The sequence below is a fragment of the Actinosynnema sp. NPDC053489 genome (genome assembly GCF_044544865.1).
GTDB lineage: Bacteria > Actinomycetota > Actinomycetes > Mycobacteriales > Pseudonocardiaceae > Actinosynnema.
Map to the genome: position 1 here is coordinate 85,161 of NZ_JBITXT010000015.1, position 15,946 is coordinate 101,106.

Consider the following 15,946-nt stretch of genomic DNA (forward strand, 5'->3'; position numbering starts at 1 on the left):
GGCGGTCGCGCGTGGAAAGCTGTGCGCGTGGACGAACAGTTGCACGAGATGGTCCGCGAGGTCGTGCGCCGCATCCCGCGCGGCCGGGTCGCGACCTACGGTGACGTCGCCGACATCGCCCGCGCGCCGTCGCCCCGCCTGGTCGGGCAGGTGCTCAACCAGGACGGGCTCGACCTGCCGTGGCACCGGGTGCTGCGCGCCAACGGCACGTGCGCGCCCCACATCGCCGACGAGCAGTTGCAGCGCCTGCGCGAGGAGGGCGTGGTCGCCAAGGACGGCAAGGTCGACCTGCGCACGTACCGCTGGGAGGACGCGGTCAAGGAGAAGGAGGAGCCTCCCGCGCTGTGGTGACCCGCTCCTCGACCCGGGTGACCTCCCGGGCGACCTCGGGGTCGCGGGTGATCGCGGCGGCCAGGCGCAGGTGCGGCAGCGCCTCGGCGTGCCTGCTCTGCCGGCTCAGCGTGCGGCCGAGCAGCAGGCGGGTGTAGCCGTCGGACGGGTCGAGGTCGACCAGCCCGGTCAGGACGCGCTCGGCCCGGCCCAGCGCCGCCGACTGGAAGTGGGCCAGCGCCAGCTCGGTGAGCACGGTCCGGTCGTTCGGCGCGTGCTCCGCCGCCTCGGCGAGGTAGCGGGCCGCGCCGCCGGGGTCGCCGGAGGCGCGGAACATGCGGCCCTTGCGCAGCAGTTCCCGGACGTCGGTCATGGCAGCTCCTCACTCGGAAGTCCCCGCCCGCACCGCGGTGCGGCGGTTCGCCGACGTCAACCTCGTTGAAGCTTCAACTATTCCGGGGTGCCTGAGCGTTGAACTCGGGGTGCCTGGACGTAGGACTCTCGGGCCGCGAACGTAGGACTCTCGGGGCCTGGAGGGACGACTCACGGGTCAGGCGACGTCCTGGAAGCAGCGGGCCTCGTAGTAGCGCAGGAGGACCGCTTCGACGACGCGCAGGTGGGCGCCGATCGGGGCGGCCACGACGGCGGCGCCGGAGGCGGCCGCGGCCCGGTGGAACAGGCCCGGCGCCAGCAGCCAGGAGGCGACGGCCACGCGACCGGGGGCGGCGGCGACCACGTCGGCCACGCGGGGTTCGGCGGTGGCGGCGTAGCCGACAGCCACCGGGCCGACCCGGCGGGACAGGGCGGTGGCGACCGCGCGGACGTCGGCCAGGGCGCGCGGGTCCGACGAGCCCGCCGCCGCCAGCACCACCGAGTCGCCCGGCCGCCAGCCGGCCTCGGTCAGGCGGGCCAGCACGGCGGGCAGCAGCGCGGGCCCGATCGGGTCGGTGACGACCGCGTCGGGGTGGCCGGACGCCGCCACCTGCGCCGGGATGTCCACCCGGACGTGGTAGCCGGCGGCGAGGAACGCGGGCACGACGACGGCCGGGCCGGGCACCGACCGCAGCACCGACGTGACGTCGGGCTGCCGCACGTCGGCGTAGGCGACGCGCACCGGCACGCCGCCCAGCCGGGCCCGCACCAGCGACGCGATCTCCTCCACGACCACCGCGCCGGCGGGGTCGCGGGTGCCGTGCGCGACGAGGACGAGGGTCATACGGCCACTCCGGCGGGGTCCATGGCGAGGCGGTAGCCGCGCTTGACGACGGTCGCGACCATGCGCGGCTCGCCCAGCGCCGAGCGCAGGCGGCCGATCGCGGTCTCCACGGCGTGCTCCTCGCCGCCGCTGGGCAGGGCCGCCAGCAGGTCGCGCCGGGACACGACCCGGCCCCGCGCGGCGGCCAGCACGCGCAGCACGGCCATCGGGGCGGGCGGCACGGGCCGCAGCTCGCCGTCCACCACCGCCGCCTGGCCGCGCAGCTCCACCTCCCGGCCCGCGATCTTCAGCCGGGTCGCCCGCGCGGGCAGCTCCAGGGTCAGCTCACGGGCCAGCGCGCCGATCCGGGCGCGCGCCGGCTGCACCACGGGGACACCGGCGGCGACGAGCGGGCCGGCCGTGATCGAGCCGACGCCCACCACCAGCACGTCCCGGCGCAGCAGCGAGACCAGCTCGGGCAGCTTCCCCATCGCCCCGGCGGTCCGCAGCACGGACGCGGCGGCGGGCGCGCTGGTGAACGTCAACGCGTCGACCTGGCGCGCCAGCACCGCCTCCAGCAGGCGTTCCAGCGGCGCGGGGTCGGCCGGGCCGGTCCACCGGTAGACCGGGACCTCCACGACCTCGGCCCCGGCCGCGCGCAACGTCGCCGTGAACTCCGGCAGCACGTCGCCGTGCAGCTGCACGGCCACCCGCTTGCCCGACACACCGGACCGCAGCAGGTGGTCGAGCAGCTCGGCGTTGCTCTCCCCCTCCGGCGACCACGCCTCCACCAGCCCGGCGGCGCGCACCGCGCCCCGCGCCTTCGGCCCCCTGGCCAGCACCCGCGCCCCGGACAGCCGCGCCAGCAGCCGCGAGCCCAGCCCCCAGCCCTCGGCGGCCTCGACCCAGCCGCGGAAGCCGATGCCGGTGGTCGCCACGGCGAAGTCCACCGGCTCCTCCACGACGGTCCGCGTCGCGGCCAGCAGCTCCGCGTCGTCGGGCAGCGGCACGATCCGGATCGCGGGACCGTGCAGCACGGTCGCGCCCTTGCGCTCCAGCAGCGCCGAGAGCTCGTCGGCCCGCCGGGCGGCGGTCACCCCGACCGTGTACCCGGCCAGCGGGGCGGCGGTCACGGCGACCCGACCTGGACGACGCCGTCGGTCACGACCACCGGGTGCACCGGCACCCCGGTCGAGGGGTCGTCCAGGCACTTGCCGGTGGTCAGCTCGAACGCCTGCTTGTAGACCGGCGACACCACGACGGGCACGCCGCCGCGGTCGCCGACGATGCCGCGCGACAGCACCGCCGCGCCGCTGAACGGGTCGATGTTGCCCAGCGCGTGCACGGTGCCCGCCGAGGTCAGGAACACCGCCACCTGGGAACCGTCGGGCAGCAGCGCCGCGACACCCTGGTCGGGGCGCAGCGCGCTCAACTCGCACACCGGTGTCATCGGGGAACCTCCTGCTCGCCCGCCTCGGCGAAGGCGGGGACACCCAACAGAACCGGCACCTTCTGGCCGCGCTCCTCGCGGAAGGAGATCGTCGGGTCGGGCGTGCCGGGCGCGTTGACGAACGAGGTGAACCGGGCCAGCTTCTCCGGGTCCTCCAGCACCCCGCGCCACTCGTCGGCGTAGTTGTCGACGTGCTCGGCCATGGCGGCCTCCAGGTCGGCGCAGATGCCGAGGCTGTCGTCCACGACGACCGCGCGCAGGTGGTCCAGGCCGCCCTCCAGCGACTCGATCCACGCCGACGTGCGCTGCAACCGGTCCGCGGTGCGGATGTAGAACATCAGGAACCGGTCGATCAGCCTGATCAGGGTCTCGGTGTCCACGTCCGAGGCCAGCAGGTCGGCGTGGCGCGGGGTGAAGCCGCCGTTGCCGCCGACGTAGAGGTTCCAGCCGTTCTCCGTGGCGATGACGCCGAAGTCCTTGCCGCGCGCCTCGGCGCACTCGCGCGCGCACCCCGACACGGCGGACTTCAGCTTGTGCGGCGACCGCAGGCCGCGGTAGCGCAGCTCCAGCTCGATCGCCAGCGACACGGAGTCCTGCACGCCGTAGCGGCACCACGTGGTGCCGACGCACGACTTGACCGTGCGCAGCGCCTTGCCGTAGGCGTGCCCGGACTCGAACCCGGCGTCGACCAGGCGCTTCCAGATCCGCGGCAGCTGGTCCACGGTCGCGCCGAACAGGTCGATCCGCTGCCCGCCGGTGATCTTGGTGTAGAGGCCGAAGTCGCGGGCGACCTCGCCGATGACGATGAGCTTCTCCGGCGTGATCTCGCCGCCGGGGATGCGCGGCACGACCGAGTAGGTGCCGTTGCGCTGCAGGTTGGCCAGGAAGCGGTCGTTGGTGTCCTGCAGCCCGGCCTGCTCACCCTCCAGCACGTGGCCGCGGTCCAGCGAGGCGAGGATCGAGGCGACGGCGGGCTTGCACAGGTCGCAGCCCAGGCCGCGGCCGTACCGGGCGATCAGCTCGCTGAACGTGGTGATGCCGGTGGAGCGGACGATCTCGAACAGGTCCGCGCGGGAGTGGTCGAAGTGCTCGCACAGCGCGCGGGACTGCTCGACGCCGCACTCGGCGAGCAGCTTCTTCAGCATCGGCACGCACGAGCCGCAGCCCGTGCCCGCCTTCGTGCACGCCTTGATGCCCGGCACGTCGACGGCCTCGCCGGAGTTCACCACGTCCACGATCCGCTGCTTGGTGACCGCGTGGCAGGAGCAGACCTGCGCGTCGTGCGGCATGGTCAGCTCCACGCCGCCCTCGGGCCCGATCAGCGCCACCGGGTCGCCGGGCACCGGCCGTCCCACCAGGGACCGCAGCACCGTGTACTTGGCCGCGTCGCCGACCAGGACGCCGCCGAGCAGGGTCTTCGCGTCGTCGGAGACCACGACCTTGGCGTAGGTGCCGGCCACGGCGTCGTTGACCACGACCTCCAGCGCGCCCTCCTGCCTGGCGTGCGCGTCACCGAACGAGGCCACGTCCACGCCGAGGAGCTTGAGCTTGGTGGACAGGTCGGCGCCGGGGAACTCGGCCTCGCCGCCGAGCAGGCGGTCGGCGACCACCTCGGCCATGGAGTTGCCGGGCGCGACGAGCCCGTACACCACCCCGTCGAGGTTGGCGCACTCACCGATGGCGTAGACGTGCTCGTCGGAGGTGCGACACGCCCGGTCCACGACGACGCCGCCGCGGTCGCCGACGGCCAGGCCGGCCGCGCGGGCCAGCTCGTCGCGGGGCCGGATGCCCGCGGAGAACACCACCACGTCGAGGTCCAGCTCGACGCCGTTGGACAGCTTCGCGATCAGCCGCTCGCCGTCGGGCTCGATGGAGGTCGCGGACGTGCCCGTGTGCACGGTGAGGTCCAGCTTCTCGACCAGGCGCTTGAGCAGCGCGCCGCCGCCCTCGTCCACCTGCAGCGGCATCAGCCGGGGGCCCAGCTCGACCACGTGCGGCGAGATGCCCATGCCGCGCAGCGCGTTGGCCGCCTCCAGGCCCAGCAGGCCGCCGCCGAGGACCATGCCCGCGTGCCGGCCGGCGGCGCGCGCCGACTCGACCGTGCGGCGGATGCCGTCCAGGTCGTCGATGGTGCGGTAGACGTGGCAGCCGGGCAGGTCGCGGCCGGGGACCGGCGGCACGAACGGCACCGACCCGGTGGCCAGGACCAGCGCGTCGTAGGCCTGCACGCGGCCGCTCGCGGTGCGCACGACCCGGCCGGCGCGGTCGAGGTGCACGACCTTGTCGTCCAGGTGCAGCTCCACGTCCCCGTCGTGCGGCGCGAGGGCGAGCGACCCGGGGTCCCACGTGTCGACGTAGGACGACAGCGCCACCCGGTCGTAGGCGGGGCGGGCCTCCTCGGCGAACACGACGACCCGCCACCGGCCCGTGGCGTCCTTGTCGCGGAGGGCTTCGACGAGCCGGTGCCCGACCATGCCGTGACCGACCACTACGAGCGTTCGCGTCATGGGACCAATCCCTCCTCCTGCCCGGGTCAATGCTCACCGGGCACCGTGTCGTGCCAAGGTCGCGAATGTTGCGCAGGCGTTAAAGCGGGCTCACACCGCACGTCAGGGCGTTGTGTGGGTCACACGCCGGCGTAGGCGAGGCTGGGCACGCGGGTGAACACGCGACGCCGCAGGTAGAACCACCAGGTGGTGGCCATGCACAGGCCGTAGAAGACCAGGAACGCGGTGAGCGCGGGCCCGAGCGTCTTGCTGCCCTCGAGCGAGAACTTGAACACGAGGTTGACCAGCACGCCGCCGAACGCGCCGACCGCGCCCGCGATGCCCACCACGGCGGCGGCCTGCCGCTTGGCCGACCGCACGTCCTCGGCCTGCGCCGCGAAGATCGCCGGGATCATCCGGTAGGTCGAGCCGTTGCCCACGCCGGCCAGCACGAACAGGGCGATGAACGAGCCGAAGAACAGCGCGAAGCTGCGGACCTCCAGGCTGACGAGCAGCCCGACCGTGCCCGCGGCCAGGCCGAGGAACACCGCCATGGTCATCCGCGCGCCGCCGAACCGGTCGGCCAGCCACCCGCCGAACGGCCTGCTCACCGAGCCGATGAGCGCGCCCAGGAACGCGAGCCCGACGAAGCTCTTGTACTCCACGAAGCTGAGCTTGATCAGCGACGGGAACGCGAACGAGAAGCCGATGAACGAGCCGAACGTGCCGATGTAGAGGAACGACATCACCCACGTGTGTTTGTTCGCCATCGCCTTGCGGTAGGACGAGCCGTCCGGCTTGGCCTGGGTGAGGCTGTCCATGAGGAACCACGCGCAGGCCGAGGCCAGGACGATGAACGGCATCCAGACCAGCGCCGCGTAGGCCAGGTGCACGCCGGTGCCGACGGAGATCACGATCGGCACGACGAGCTGCACCATCGCCACGCCCAGGTTGCCGCCCGCCGCGTTGAGGCCGAGCGCGAGGCCCTTCTTCCCCTCCGGGTAGAAGAACGAGATGTTGGCCATGGACGACGAGAAGTTGCCGCCGCCGAAGCCCATCGCGGCCGAGGTGAGCAGGAAGAACCAGTAGGGCGTGGTCGGGTCGCTCACGCCGATCGCCAGCATCGCGCACGGGATCAGCAGCAGCCCGGCGCTGATCGTGGTCCACGCCCGCCCGCCGAACCGGGGCACGGCGAACGTGTAGGGGATGCGCAGCACCGCGCCGACCAGGTTCGGCACGATCAGCAGCCAGAACGTCTGGCCGACGCCGAAGCTGAAGCCGACCGACCCGAGGCTCACCACCACGATGCTCATCAGGCTCCACACCGTGAAGCCGAGGTTTTCCGCCAGGATGGAGAAGACCAGGTTCTTGCGGGCCACCCGCTTGCCGGTCGCCTCCCAGAACGCCGGGTCTTCGGGCTCCCAGTGCTCGATCCACCGGCCGCCGCGCTTCGCCTGCGGCGCAACGCCCGCGGTCTCCACCACCGTGCTCATTGGACCCTCCCGCACACCGATTTCGTTGGGGGAACCGTAGGAACGCCCCGTTACCCCGGCGTTCGGGCAGGTGTCGCCGGCGGCAACTCCGCCGCACATCAGGCGGTCTGGGGCTGTGAGGCCGCGAGCCAGTCGACGATCCCGCACACGGCGTCCTTGCAGCCGCCGCACCCCGTGCTCGCGCGCGTGACCTCGGCGATCGCGGACAGCGTCGTCGCGCCCGCCCGCCAGGCGCCGACGAGCTGCCCCTTGCTGACGGTGTTGCACCGGCACACCACGGCGGAGGCGGGCAGGTCGGCGGGGCTGGCCTCGTTCTCGGCGGGCAGCGCGCGGCCCAGCAGCAGCGCGAGCCGGTCGGTGGGCGCGGGCAGGCCGCGGTCGTACAGGTGGGTGATGGCCGCCGCCGCGTCCGGCGCCCCCAGCACGATCGCGCCGGCGACCTTGTCGTCGCGCAGCACGAGCTTGGCGTACCGGCCGCGCGCCGGGTCCTGGAAGCACAGCACCTCGTCGTCGGCCGAGTCCACGCCCACGTGCACGTCGCCCAGCGCGGCCAGGTCGACGTCGCGGGCCTTGAGCCGGGTCACCACCGTGGTGCCGAGGTAGCGGGCGGCGGGCGCGACGCCGGTGAGCCGGTCGGCGAGCACGGCCGCCTGCTCCCACGCGGGCTGGACCAGGCCGGACACCGTGCCGACGTGCTGGGCGCAGTCGCCGATGGCGTGCACCCTGGGGTCGCTGGTGCGCAGCGCGTCGTCCACGAGGATGCCCCGGTCGACCTCGATGCCCGCCTGCTCCGCCAACCCGATCTCCGGGCGCACGCCCGCCGAGACGACGACCAGGTCCGCCGGAACGTGCGTGCCGTCGTCCAGCTCCAGCCCCTCGCCGGCCGTGTACTTCGCGGCCGGCGTGCCGAGCCGGAACTCGATGCCCAGGCCGCGCAGGGTGGCCGCGAGCACGCGTCCCGCGCCCGGGTCGAGCTGGCGCTCCATCAGGTGCCCGACCGGGTGCACGACGGTGACCAGGCAGCCCCGCCCGGCCAGGCCGCGGGCGGCCTCCAGCCCGAGCAGCCCGCCGCCGAGCACGGCGACCGGCGTGCCGGGCGCGGCCTTGTCCACGATCCGCGCGCAGTCGTCCAGCGACCGGAACGCGACCACGCCGGGCGCGAGGTCGCCGTTGCCGTCCAGCAGGCCGGGCGTCGGCGGCACCCACGACCGGGAGCCGGTGGCCAGCACCAGCGCGTCGTAGGGCACCTCGGTGTCGTCCACGTGCACGACCCGGCGGGTCCGGTCGACCTTGGTGACCGCGCCGCCCAGCCGCAGGTCCACGTGGTGCTCGGCGGCCCAGTCGGCGTCGTGCAGCCGCACCGCGTCGGGCGAGAGCGACCCGGCCACCACGCTGGACAGCAGCACCCGGTTGTAGGCGTGGTGCGCCTCGTCGCCCAGCACGGTCACCGCGACCCGCTCGGCCTTCGGGTCGCGGCGGCGGACCTCGTCGGCCAGCCGGGCGCCGGCCATGCCGTAGCCCACGATGACAACGTTCCTCATACCGGCTCCAATCGGACCGCGCACACCTTGAACTCGGGCATCCGGCTGGTCGGGTCCAGCACCGGGTTGGTCAGCAGGTTGGCCCGGCCGTCGCCCGCGTAGTGGAACGGCAGGAACACCACGTCGACCCGCAGCGAGGGCACGCACCGCACGCGCGCCAGGGTCCGGCCGCGCCGCGACACCACGGCCGCCATGCCGCCGTGCCGCAGCCCGGCGCGCGCCGCGGTGTCCGGGTGGACCTCCACGTACGCCTCGGGCTCGGCCCGGGTCAGCTCGGGCACGAGCCGGGTCTGCGCGCCGGACTGGTAGTGCTGCAGCACCCGCCCGGTGGTGGCCTGCAACGGGTACTCCTCGTCGGGGACCTCGGCCGGGCCCCGGTGCTCCACCGCGACGAACCGCGCCCGGCCGTCGGGGTGGGCGAAGCGGTCGAGGAACGTGCGGGGCGTGCTCTCCTCGACCACGGGCCAGTGCAGGGCCTCGCCGCGGCGCAGCCGCTCGTAGGTCACGCCCGAGTAGTCCGCCGCGCCGCCCTTGGACGCCCGGCGCAGCTCCTCGAACACCACCTCGGGCTCGACCGGGAACCTCTCGGCGGGCTGCCCCAGCCGGGTGGCCAGGCCCTGGAGCACGTCCAGGTCGCTGCGCACGCCCTCCGGCGGCGCGACGGCCACCTGGCGCAGCAGCACGCGGCCCTCCAGGTTCGTCATCGTGCCGCTCTCCTCGGCCCACTGCGTCACCGGCAGCACCACGTCCGCGACCGCCGCCGTCTCCGACAGCACCAGGTCGGCCACCACCAGCAGGTCCAGCGCGCCCAACCGGTCGGCGACGTGCCGCGAGCGCGGCGCGGACACGATCAGGTTGCTGCCGAACACCAGCAGCGCCTTCGGGCCGCCGGGCTGCCCCAGCGCGTCCAGCAGCTCGTAGGCGGAACGGCCGGGCCCGGGCAGGTCGTCCACGCCCCAGACGCCCATCACGTGCTCGCGGGCCGCCGGGTCGTCGATCCTGCGGTAGCCGGGGAGCTGGTCGGCCTTCTGGCCGTGCTCGCGCCCGCCCTGCCCGTTGCCCTGGCCGGTGAGGCAGCCGTACCCGGAGCCCTCCACGCCGGGCAGGCCCAGCGCCAGCGCCAGGTTGATCCAGGCCGACACGGTGTCCGCGCCGCTGGCGTGCTGCTCGGTGCCGCGGCCGGTCAGGACGTACGCGCGCCGCGCCTCGGCCAGGATGCGCACGGCCGCCCGCTGGTCGGCGACCGGCACCCCGGTGACCCGCTCCACCCGTTCCGGCCACCACGTCGCCGCGACGCGCCACGCCTCGTCGAACCCGGTGGTGCGCGCGTCGAGGTACTCCTCTTCCAGGTACCCGTCCGCCACGGCGGTGTGCAGCAGGCCCAGGGCCAGCGCCAGGTCGGTGCCCGGCGCGGGCCGCAGGTGCAGCGTCGCCAGCTCCGCGGTGGGCGTGCGGCGGGGGTCCACGACGATCAGCTCGGCGTTCTTCAGGTGCTGCACGAACGGCGGCATGGTCTCGGCCGGGTTGCCGCCGACCAGCAGGATCGCGTCCGCGTGGTCGAGGTCGGTCACCGGGAACGGCATGCCCCGGTCCAGCCCGAACGCCCTCGTGCCCGCCGCCGCCGCGCTCGACATGCAGAACCGGCCGTTGTAGTCGATCTGCGAGGTGCCCAGCGCGACCCGGGCGAACTTGCCGAGCAGGTAGGACTTCTCGTTGGTCAGCCCGCCGCCGCCGAAGACGCCGACCGAGTCCGGCCCGTGCGCCGCCCGCAGGTCCGCGAGCCGGGCCGCGACGAAGTCCAGCGCCTCGTCCCAGGACGCGGGCGTCAGCTCACCGCCGCGGCGCAGCAGCGGCGTGGTCAGCCGCGCGGGGGAGGTCAGCAGCTCGGCCGACGTCCACCCCTTCTGGCACAGGCCGCCGCGGTTGGTGGGGAACTCGCGCGGCGACACCTTGCCGTTCTCGATCGACATGGCGCACTGCAGCGCGCAGTAGGGGCAGTGCGTGTCGACGCTCGCGGAGGCGGTCACGGCCCCGACGGTAGGAACCGGCTGTTAACGCCGGAACGCGGATTGTTTCGTCCACGCGAACTTGACTGCTCAGCGGCACCGCGCGGGGGGTGAGGTCACACCAGGTCGAGGACCAGCGCGGCCGTCCGCTCCAACCCGACCAGCGACTGCCTGCTCGACCGGGGGTGCAGGGCGTGCACCGCGAGCCGGAACAGCACCGCCCGCAGGAGCACCTGCGGCCACTCGTCCAGGTGCGCCCACCGCCGCGCCAGGCCCTGGTCCGCGCCGCCCCAGGACAGCGCGTCGACCACCACGACGGCCGCGCCGTACGGGGCGGGGCGCCAGTAGGCGACGAAGTCGATGATCGCCGGGGCCGCGTCACCGGCGAACAGCACGGTGCCGAACAGGTCGCCGTGCACCACCTGCGGCCGCAGCGCCACGGGCTTGCGGTGCGCCGCGAGGAGCTCGAACAGCCGGCCGCCCAGCTCGGGGTCGAGGTCGGCCGCCTCCTCGTCCCACGCGCAGCGGTCCGCGACGGCGAACAGGTCGGTCCGCGCGTCCAGGAACCGGGGCCGGGGCAGCTCGGCCGTCGCCCGGTGCAGCTTGACCGCCACGTCGACCACCTCGTCGTGGCGCGGCTCGGCCCGCCCGGACAGGTACTTGGTGGCCGCCCACCCACCGACCACGTACCGCCCGTCGGTGGAGCGCAGCGGCCGGGCCACCCGCAGGTTCTCCACGTCCAGCGCGTCGAGCGTCCTGGCCACCCACGTCGCCTCGGCCGGCTTGCCCGCGGGGCGGATGGCCGCCTCGCCGCACCGCCACACCGGACCGCCGTCGATCAACTCCGGCTCGGCGTCGCGCGCGCCGAACGCCGCGCGCACGTGCGACGGCGGCGGCTCCGGAGTGGTCACGGCGGGCACGCTACCTGCACCGGGCCCGCGGGTGGTGGACGTGAGGGCTTCGAACAGGTGGTGTCCACGCATTCGGCCTAACCGCAAAAGTGCGGCTTCGCCGTGCGTGACGCACACCACACCGCGGCGAACGGCCGCGGCACGGCGGTTCCGCCCCCGAACGCGAACAGGGGTCCCCGGACGGGGACCCCTGCCGCGGAGCGACGACCTGCCTCAGTACGTGGGCAGCGACGGGTCGACCTCGCGCGCCCAGGCCAGCACCCCGCCGCCGACGTGCACGGCGTCCTTGAACCCGGCCTGGTGCAGCACCGCGAGCGCCTCGGCCGACCGCGCGCCCGACTTGCAGTGCAGCACGACCTGCTTGTCCTGCGGCAGCTCGGCGAACGCCTCACCGGACAGGATGCGGTCCTTGGGGATCAGCACGGAGCCGGGGATGCGCACGATCTCGTACTCGTGCGGCTCCCGGACGTCGACCAGCAGGAAGTCCTCGCCGCCGTCCTGCTTCTGCTTCAGCTCCAGCGGCGTGATCGTGTTGCCCGCCGCGGCCTGCTGGGCGTCGTCGGACACCACGCCGCAGAACGCCTCGTAGTCGATCAGCTCGGTGATCTTCGGGCTGTCCGGGTCCTTGCGGATCTTGATGGTGCGGTACGACATCTCCAGGGCGTCGTACACCATCAGCCGGCCGAGCAGCGGGTCGCCGATGCCGGTCAGCAGCTTGATCGCCTCGGTCACCATGATCGAGCCGATCGACGCGCACAGCACGCCCAGCACACCGCCCTCGGCGCACGACGGCACCATGCCGGGCGGCGGCGGCTCCGGGTAGAGGTCGCGGTAGTTGAGGCCCTGGCCGTTGGGCGCGTCCTCCCAGAACACGCTGACCTGGCCCTCGAACCGGAAGATCGAGCCCCACACGTACGGCTTGCCCAGCAGCACGGCCGCGTCGTTGACCAGGTACCGGGTGGCGAAGTTGTCCGTGCCGTCCAGGATCAGGTCGTAGTCGCGGAAGATGTCGAGCGCGTTCTCCGAGTTCAGGTGGGTCTGGTGCAGCACCACCTTGACGAACGGGTTGATCTCGGCGACCGAGTCGCGCGCCGACTCCGCCTTCGGCCGGCCGACGTCGGACTGGCCGTGGATGACCTGCCGCTGGAGGTTCGACTCGTCGACGACGTCGAAGTCGATCACGCCCAGCGTGCCGACGCCCGCCGCCGCGAGGTAGAGCAGGGCCGGGCTGCCCAGGCCACCGGCTCCGACGACCAGGACCTTCGCGTTCTTCAGCCGCTTCTGCCCGTCGACCCCGACGTCCGGGATGATCAGGTGGCGGCTGTAGCGCGCTACTTCTTCCTTGGTCAGCTCCGCTGCGGGCTCCACGAGCGGCGGAAGCGCCATCTGAGTCCTCCTCGACGAAACATGTCCTCTACCGACGGACAACACCAGCGTGCCCCTCCGTCTTCCCGCATGGGAAGTCGTCCCAAGGCGCGGGACGGGGGTTCACTGGGGCGCGACCGGGAAGGGGTTGGGCGTGCAGACCAGCCCGTTGGCCTCCACCGCGTACCGGTTCGAGGCGTCGACGGAGTTGAGCTGGGCGACGTAGTCGTTGGCCACCCCGAACGACTGCTGCATCATCACGGGCGCGGCCTTGCCGTTCTCCTTGCAGCCCTCGTGCGGGTTCTTCAGCACGTGGCCGACCTCGTGGTTGACGGCGTAGGTCCGGTACGCGGCGAGGTCGCTGCCGTAGACCTTGCCGCCGCGCACCCACCGGGCCGTGTTGATGATGACCCGCTTGGACAGCTCGTGCCAGCACGACGACTCGAACTGGATCTGGTAGCCGCACATGGCGTGAGTGGTGCCGGTGGTGGTCAAGCTCACGGTGAAGTCGACCGGTCCGCCCTCGACGCGCTGCATGGCCACCTGGCCGGTGCCGATCCAGCTGCGCGGGTCGGCGAGGATGCCGTCGACCGTGCGGGCGAACGCCTCGCGGTCGCCGTTGTAGTCGGAGGGCTCGACGCCGTCCTCGATGGCGACGGCGTAGCGGTAGAGCTTGCCGCCGGCGCCCGCCTGCTGGGTGCCGCCCGGCACGACGGCCCACGTGCCCGCGCCCTGCTCGGAGAACTTCGGCCCGTCCGGCAGCTGCGCGGTGGGGAAGTTCTTCAGGTCGATGTCGACCGGCGGCTTCTCGGTGGCCTCCGGCGGGCCGGACGACGTCCCGGACGCGGACGTGCCGGAACCGGGGTCGGTGGCGGACCCGCCGTCCACCGGCGTGGACGGCGCGGCGGTGTCCAGCACGACCAGCGCGGTGAGCACGAGCAGCACGGGGATGGCGTAGATGCGCCAGCCGTAGCCGGCGATGAGGCCCTTGACCCCCCGACGCCGCCGGGGGCGGTCGCGGCCGGCCGGTTCCCAGGACGCGGCCAGCGGCTCCGCGCCGGTGCGGCGCGTGCCGCGGCGGTAGCGGTCCTCGGAGAGCGACGGCCGGTCATCGGCGGACGGCGGCGTGTCAGGCGCGCCCTGCGACGTCCGGTTCACGGCGACCAGGGTGCCACAACCGCACCCGGACGGCGGATTCCAGGTGACCTGGACGAGCGTCACCGATCGGGTGAACCGGTGACCACGTCACCACCGCTCCCGCGTCACCACCGCTCCGCGTCACCACTGCTCCCGCTCGACCGCCTCCCACATGCCGACCACGGCCCGCGCCACCGACACCGGCCGCTCCATCTGGGCCACGTGACCGGTCCGGGGCAGCACCAGCAGCCGGCCGCGCGGGATCAACCGGGCCACCCGCGGCGCCTTGCGGACGCTGACCAGCCGGTCCTCCGTGCCCCAGACCACCAGGGTGGGCGCGGCGATCCGGGGCGGCAGCAGCCACATCGACTTCGACCGCGGCACGAGCCAGGTGCGGATCAGGTCGATCGTGCTGGCGCTGAGCGCGTTGACCGCCCACGCCTGCGCCGACCGCTCGCCGTACTCGCGCTCGCTCTGCTCGATCCGGTCGGCGGGCACCGAGTCCGGGTCGGCGAAGCACAGCCGCAGCATCTGGTGGGCGCGCTCGCGCGGCGTGACCGCGGCCAGCTGCTCCCGCACCCGCGCGCCCACGACCGGCAGGAACGCCAGCGGCAGCCGCCGGTCCGACACGCGGCGCAGGCTCAGCCGCAGGTCCGGCACGGCCGGCGAGACCAGCGTCAGCGTGCGGACCAGGTCGGGTCGGGAGGAGGCGACCATCAGCGTGATCGCACCGCCCATGGAGTTCCCGAACAGGTGCACCGGGCCCGCGCCCAGCGACTCGACGTACTCGGTGACGACCCGGGCGTGGGTGGCCATCCGGAAGTCGTAGCCGTCGACGGGCTCGGAGCGGCCGAAGCCGGGCAGGTCCAGCGCGTGGCCCTCGACGCGCTCGCGCAGCTGCGCGGCGAGGTCGGTCCAGTTGGTCGAGGAGCCGCCGAGGCCGTGCACGTAGACGGCCTTGGCGTCGGTCGGCCCGGGGGTGCGGCGGACGTGCACGCGGTGCCCGCCGACCTCGACGTAGTCACCAGGCCACGGCTCGGTCGTTGAATCCAGCGGAGGGAGTGGCGCGGCGGACAGGGGCACGTGGGTGATGGCGGATCTGCGGGCCTCCAGCGTCTCGGTCACCTCCTCAGGATGCCTGCCCCGGCGTCCTACGAAACGAGAAGCTTTCCCGGATCGCTGCTACCAGCGAGTAAGGTTGCCGTCGAGCCGAAAGGGCAACCCCCTTTCGGTTCCGCGAAGTGATTGGTCGGCTGGAGGCACCATGACGGAGACGGCCCAGACTGCGGTCGGGCACCACGGCGGCGCGGCGGGGCGGGGTGTACGGCTCCCGCGGACCGCTCGACGTGCCCAGCTGTTGGCCGCGGCGCAGGACGTGTTCGTGAACAACGGCTACCACGCCGCCGCGATGGACGAGATCGCCGAGCGCGCCGGGGTCAGCAAGCCGGTCCTGTACCAGCACTTCCCCGGCAAGCTCGAGCTGTACCTGGCGCTGCTGGAGTCCCACGTGGACGAGCTGGTGAACCGCGTGCGCGGCGCGCTGGCGTCCACGACGGACAACAAGCAGCGGGTGAAGGCCGCGGTGGCCGCGTTCTACGACTTCGTGGACGGCGAGGGCCAGGCGTTCCGGATGGTGTTCGAATCGGACCTGCGCGGCGAGCCCGCGGTGGCGCGCGCGGTCGAGCGGGCGACCACCGACAGCGTCGAGGCCATCACCGACACCATCACCGCCGACGCGGGCCTGGACGAGCACCGGGCCCGGCTGCTGGCCGTGGGCCTGGTGGGGCTGTCGCAGGTCACGGCCCGTTCGTGGCTGGCGGACGACCGGAAGCTCGCCAAGGAGGACGCGGTCGCCCTGATCTCGAACCTGGCCTGGCGGGGCATCGGCGGCGGCTTCCCGCTCCAGCACTGAGGTGAACGGCCGCTGCTCCGCGGACGGCGGGCGAGGCCGCCGGGGAGTCGCGGCCTCGCCGGGTGCGCGGTTCGGCGGCCTGGCGGGCGGGTCGGTGAGGGCCGCCCCCCGACGGCGGCC

At 73.7% G+C, this 15,946-nt stretch carries 14 protein-coding genes; 2 read left to right on the forward strand and 12 right to left on the reverse strand.

Annotation, left to right across the window (positions count from 1 at the left end; translation table 11 throughout):
* The first annotated feature begins 27 nt into the window (after nucleotides 1-27).
* Nucleotides 28-351: an MGMT family protein gene (locus ACIGNX_RS28855; protein ID WP_396543959.1), complete on the forward strand. Its 324-nt coding sequence runs from the start codon at nucleotides 28-30 to the stop codon at nucleotides 349-351.
* On the opposite strand, the gene ACIGNX_RS28860 is transcribed toward ACIGNX_RS28855, so the two are convergent.
* The 12 genes from ACIGNX_RS28860 to ACIGNX_RS28915 all read right to left on the reverse strand — a co-directional run bounded on the left by ACIGNX_RS28860 (nucleotide 317) and on the right by ACIGNX_RS28915 (nucleotide 15,039).
* The gene (locus tag ACIGNX_RS28860) at nucleotides 317-703 is read right to left on the reverse strand and encodes a tetratricopeptide repeat protein (protein ID WP_396543960.1); all 387 of its coding nucleotides are present in this window, start codon (nucleotides 701-703) and stop codon (nucleotides 317-319) included. The genes ACIGNX_RS28855 and ACIGNX_RS28860 overlap by 35 nt on opposite strands.
* Nucleotides 704-880: 177 nt before the next feature.
* Nucleotides 881-1,546, reverse strand: coding sequence for a sirohydrochlorin chelatase (locus tag ACIGNX_RS28865; protein WP_396543961.1), 666 nt, complete (start codon nucleotides 1,544-1,546; stop codon nucleotides 881-883).
* Nucleotides 1,543-2,658, reverse strand: coding sequence for a uroporphyrinogen-III synthase (locus tag ACIGNX_RS28870; RefSeq protein WP_396543962.1), 1,116 nt, complete (start codon nucleotides 2,656-2,658; stop codon nucleotides 1,543-1,545). Before ACIGNX_RS28870 ends, ACIGNX_RS28865 begins: the two co-directional genes overlap by 4 nt.
* Nucleotides 2,655-2,975 carry a nitrite reductase small subunit NirD gene (gene nirD / locus ACIGNX_RS28875; protein WP_396543963.1) on the reverse strand — a complete coding sequence of 107 codons (321 nt, stop codon included), beginning with the start codon at nucleotides 2,973-2,975 and terminating at the stop codon, nucleotides 2,655-2,657. The genes ACIGNX_RS28870 and nirD overlap by 4 nt, the downstream gene beginning before the upstream one ends.
* On the reverse strand, nucleotides 2,972-5,482 hold the full coding sequence (nirB, locus tag ACIGNX_RS28880) for a nitrite reductase large subunit NirB (RefSeq protein ID WP_396543964.1): 2,511 nt from the start codon (nucleotides 5,480-5,482) through the stop codon (nucleotides 2,972-2,974). Before nirB ends, nirD begins: the two co-directional genes overlap by 4 nt.
* A 119-nt stretch (nucleotides 5,483-5,601) precedes the next feature.
* Nucleotides 5,602-6,954, reverse strand: a complete 1,353-nt coding sequence (locus ACIGNX_RS28885) for an MFS transporter (protein WP_396543965.1) — start codon at nucleotides 6,952-6,954, stop codon at nucleotides 5,602-5,604.
* Between the two features lie 98 nt (nucleotides 6,955-7,052).
* On the reverse strand, nucleotides 7,053-8,495 hold the full coding sequence (locus ACIGNX_RS28890) for an FAD-dependent oxidoreductase (protein ID WP_396543966.1): 1,443 nt from the start codon (nucleotides 8,493-8,495) through the stop codon (nucleotides 7,053-7,055).
* Entirely contained in the window at nucleotides 8,492-10,522 is a 2,031-nt protein-coding gene (locus ACIGNX_RS28895; RefSeq protein WP_396543967.1) for a molybdopterin oxidoreductase family protein, read from the reverse strand. The genes ACIGNX_RS28890 and ACIGNX_RS28895 overlap by 4 nt, the downstream gene beginning before the upstream one ends.
* 95 nt (nucleotides 10,523-10,617) lie before the next feature.
* Nucleotides 10,618-11,412, reverse strand: a complete 795-nt coding sequence (locus ACIGNX_RS28900; RefSeq protein WP_396543968.1) for a TIGR02569 family protein — start codon at nucleotides 11,410-11,412, stop codon at nucleotides 10,618-10,620.
* A 213-nt stretch (nucleotides 11,413-11,625) separates the two neighbouring features.
* On the reverse strand, nucleotides 11,626-12,798 hold the full coding sequence (gene moeZ, locus ACIGNX_RS28905) for an adenylyltransferase/sulfurtransferase MoeZ (RefSeq protein ID WP_396543969.1): 1,173 nt from the start codon (nucleotides 12,796-12,798) through the stop codon (nucleotides 11,626-11,628).
* A 102-nt stretch (nucleotides 12,799-12,900) separates the two neighbouring features.
* Nucleotides 12,901-13,935, reverse strand: coding sequence for a DUF3152 domain-containing protein (locus ACIGNX_RS28910; RefSeq protein ID WP_396543970.1), 1,035 nt, complete (start codon nucleotides 13,933-13,935; stop codon nucleotides 12,901-12,903).
* A 120-nt stretch (nucleotides 13,936-14,055) separates the two neighbouring features.
* Nucleotides 14,056-15,039 (reverse strand): alpha/beta fold hydrolase, encoded by a 984-nt coding sequence (locus ACIGNX_RS28915; RefSeq protein WP_396543971.1) that lies wholly within the window; start codon nucleotides 15,037-15,039, stop codon nucleotides 14,056-14,058.
* A gap of 139 nt (nucleotides 15,040-15,178) precedes the next feature.
* On the opposite strand from ACIGNX_RS28915, the gene ACIGNX_RS28920 reads away from it, so the two are divergent.
* Nucleotides 15,179-15,826 (forward strand): TetR/AcrR family transcriptional regulator, encoded by a 648-nt coding sequence (locus ACIGNX_RS28920; protein ID WP_396543972.1) that lies wholly within the window; start codon nucleotides 15,179-15,181, stop codon nucleotides 15,824-15,826.
* Nucleotides 15,827-15,946: the final 120 nt, after the last annotated feature.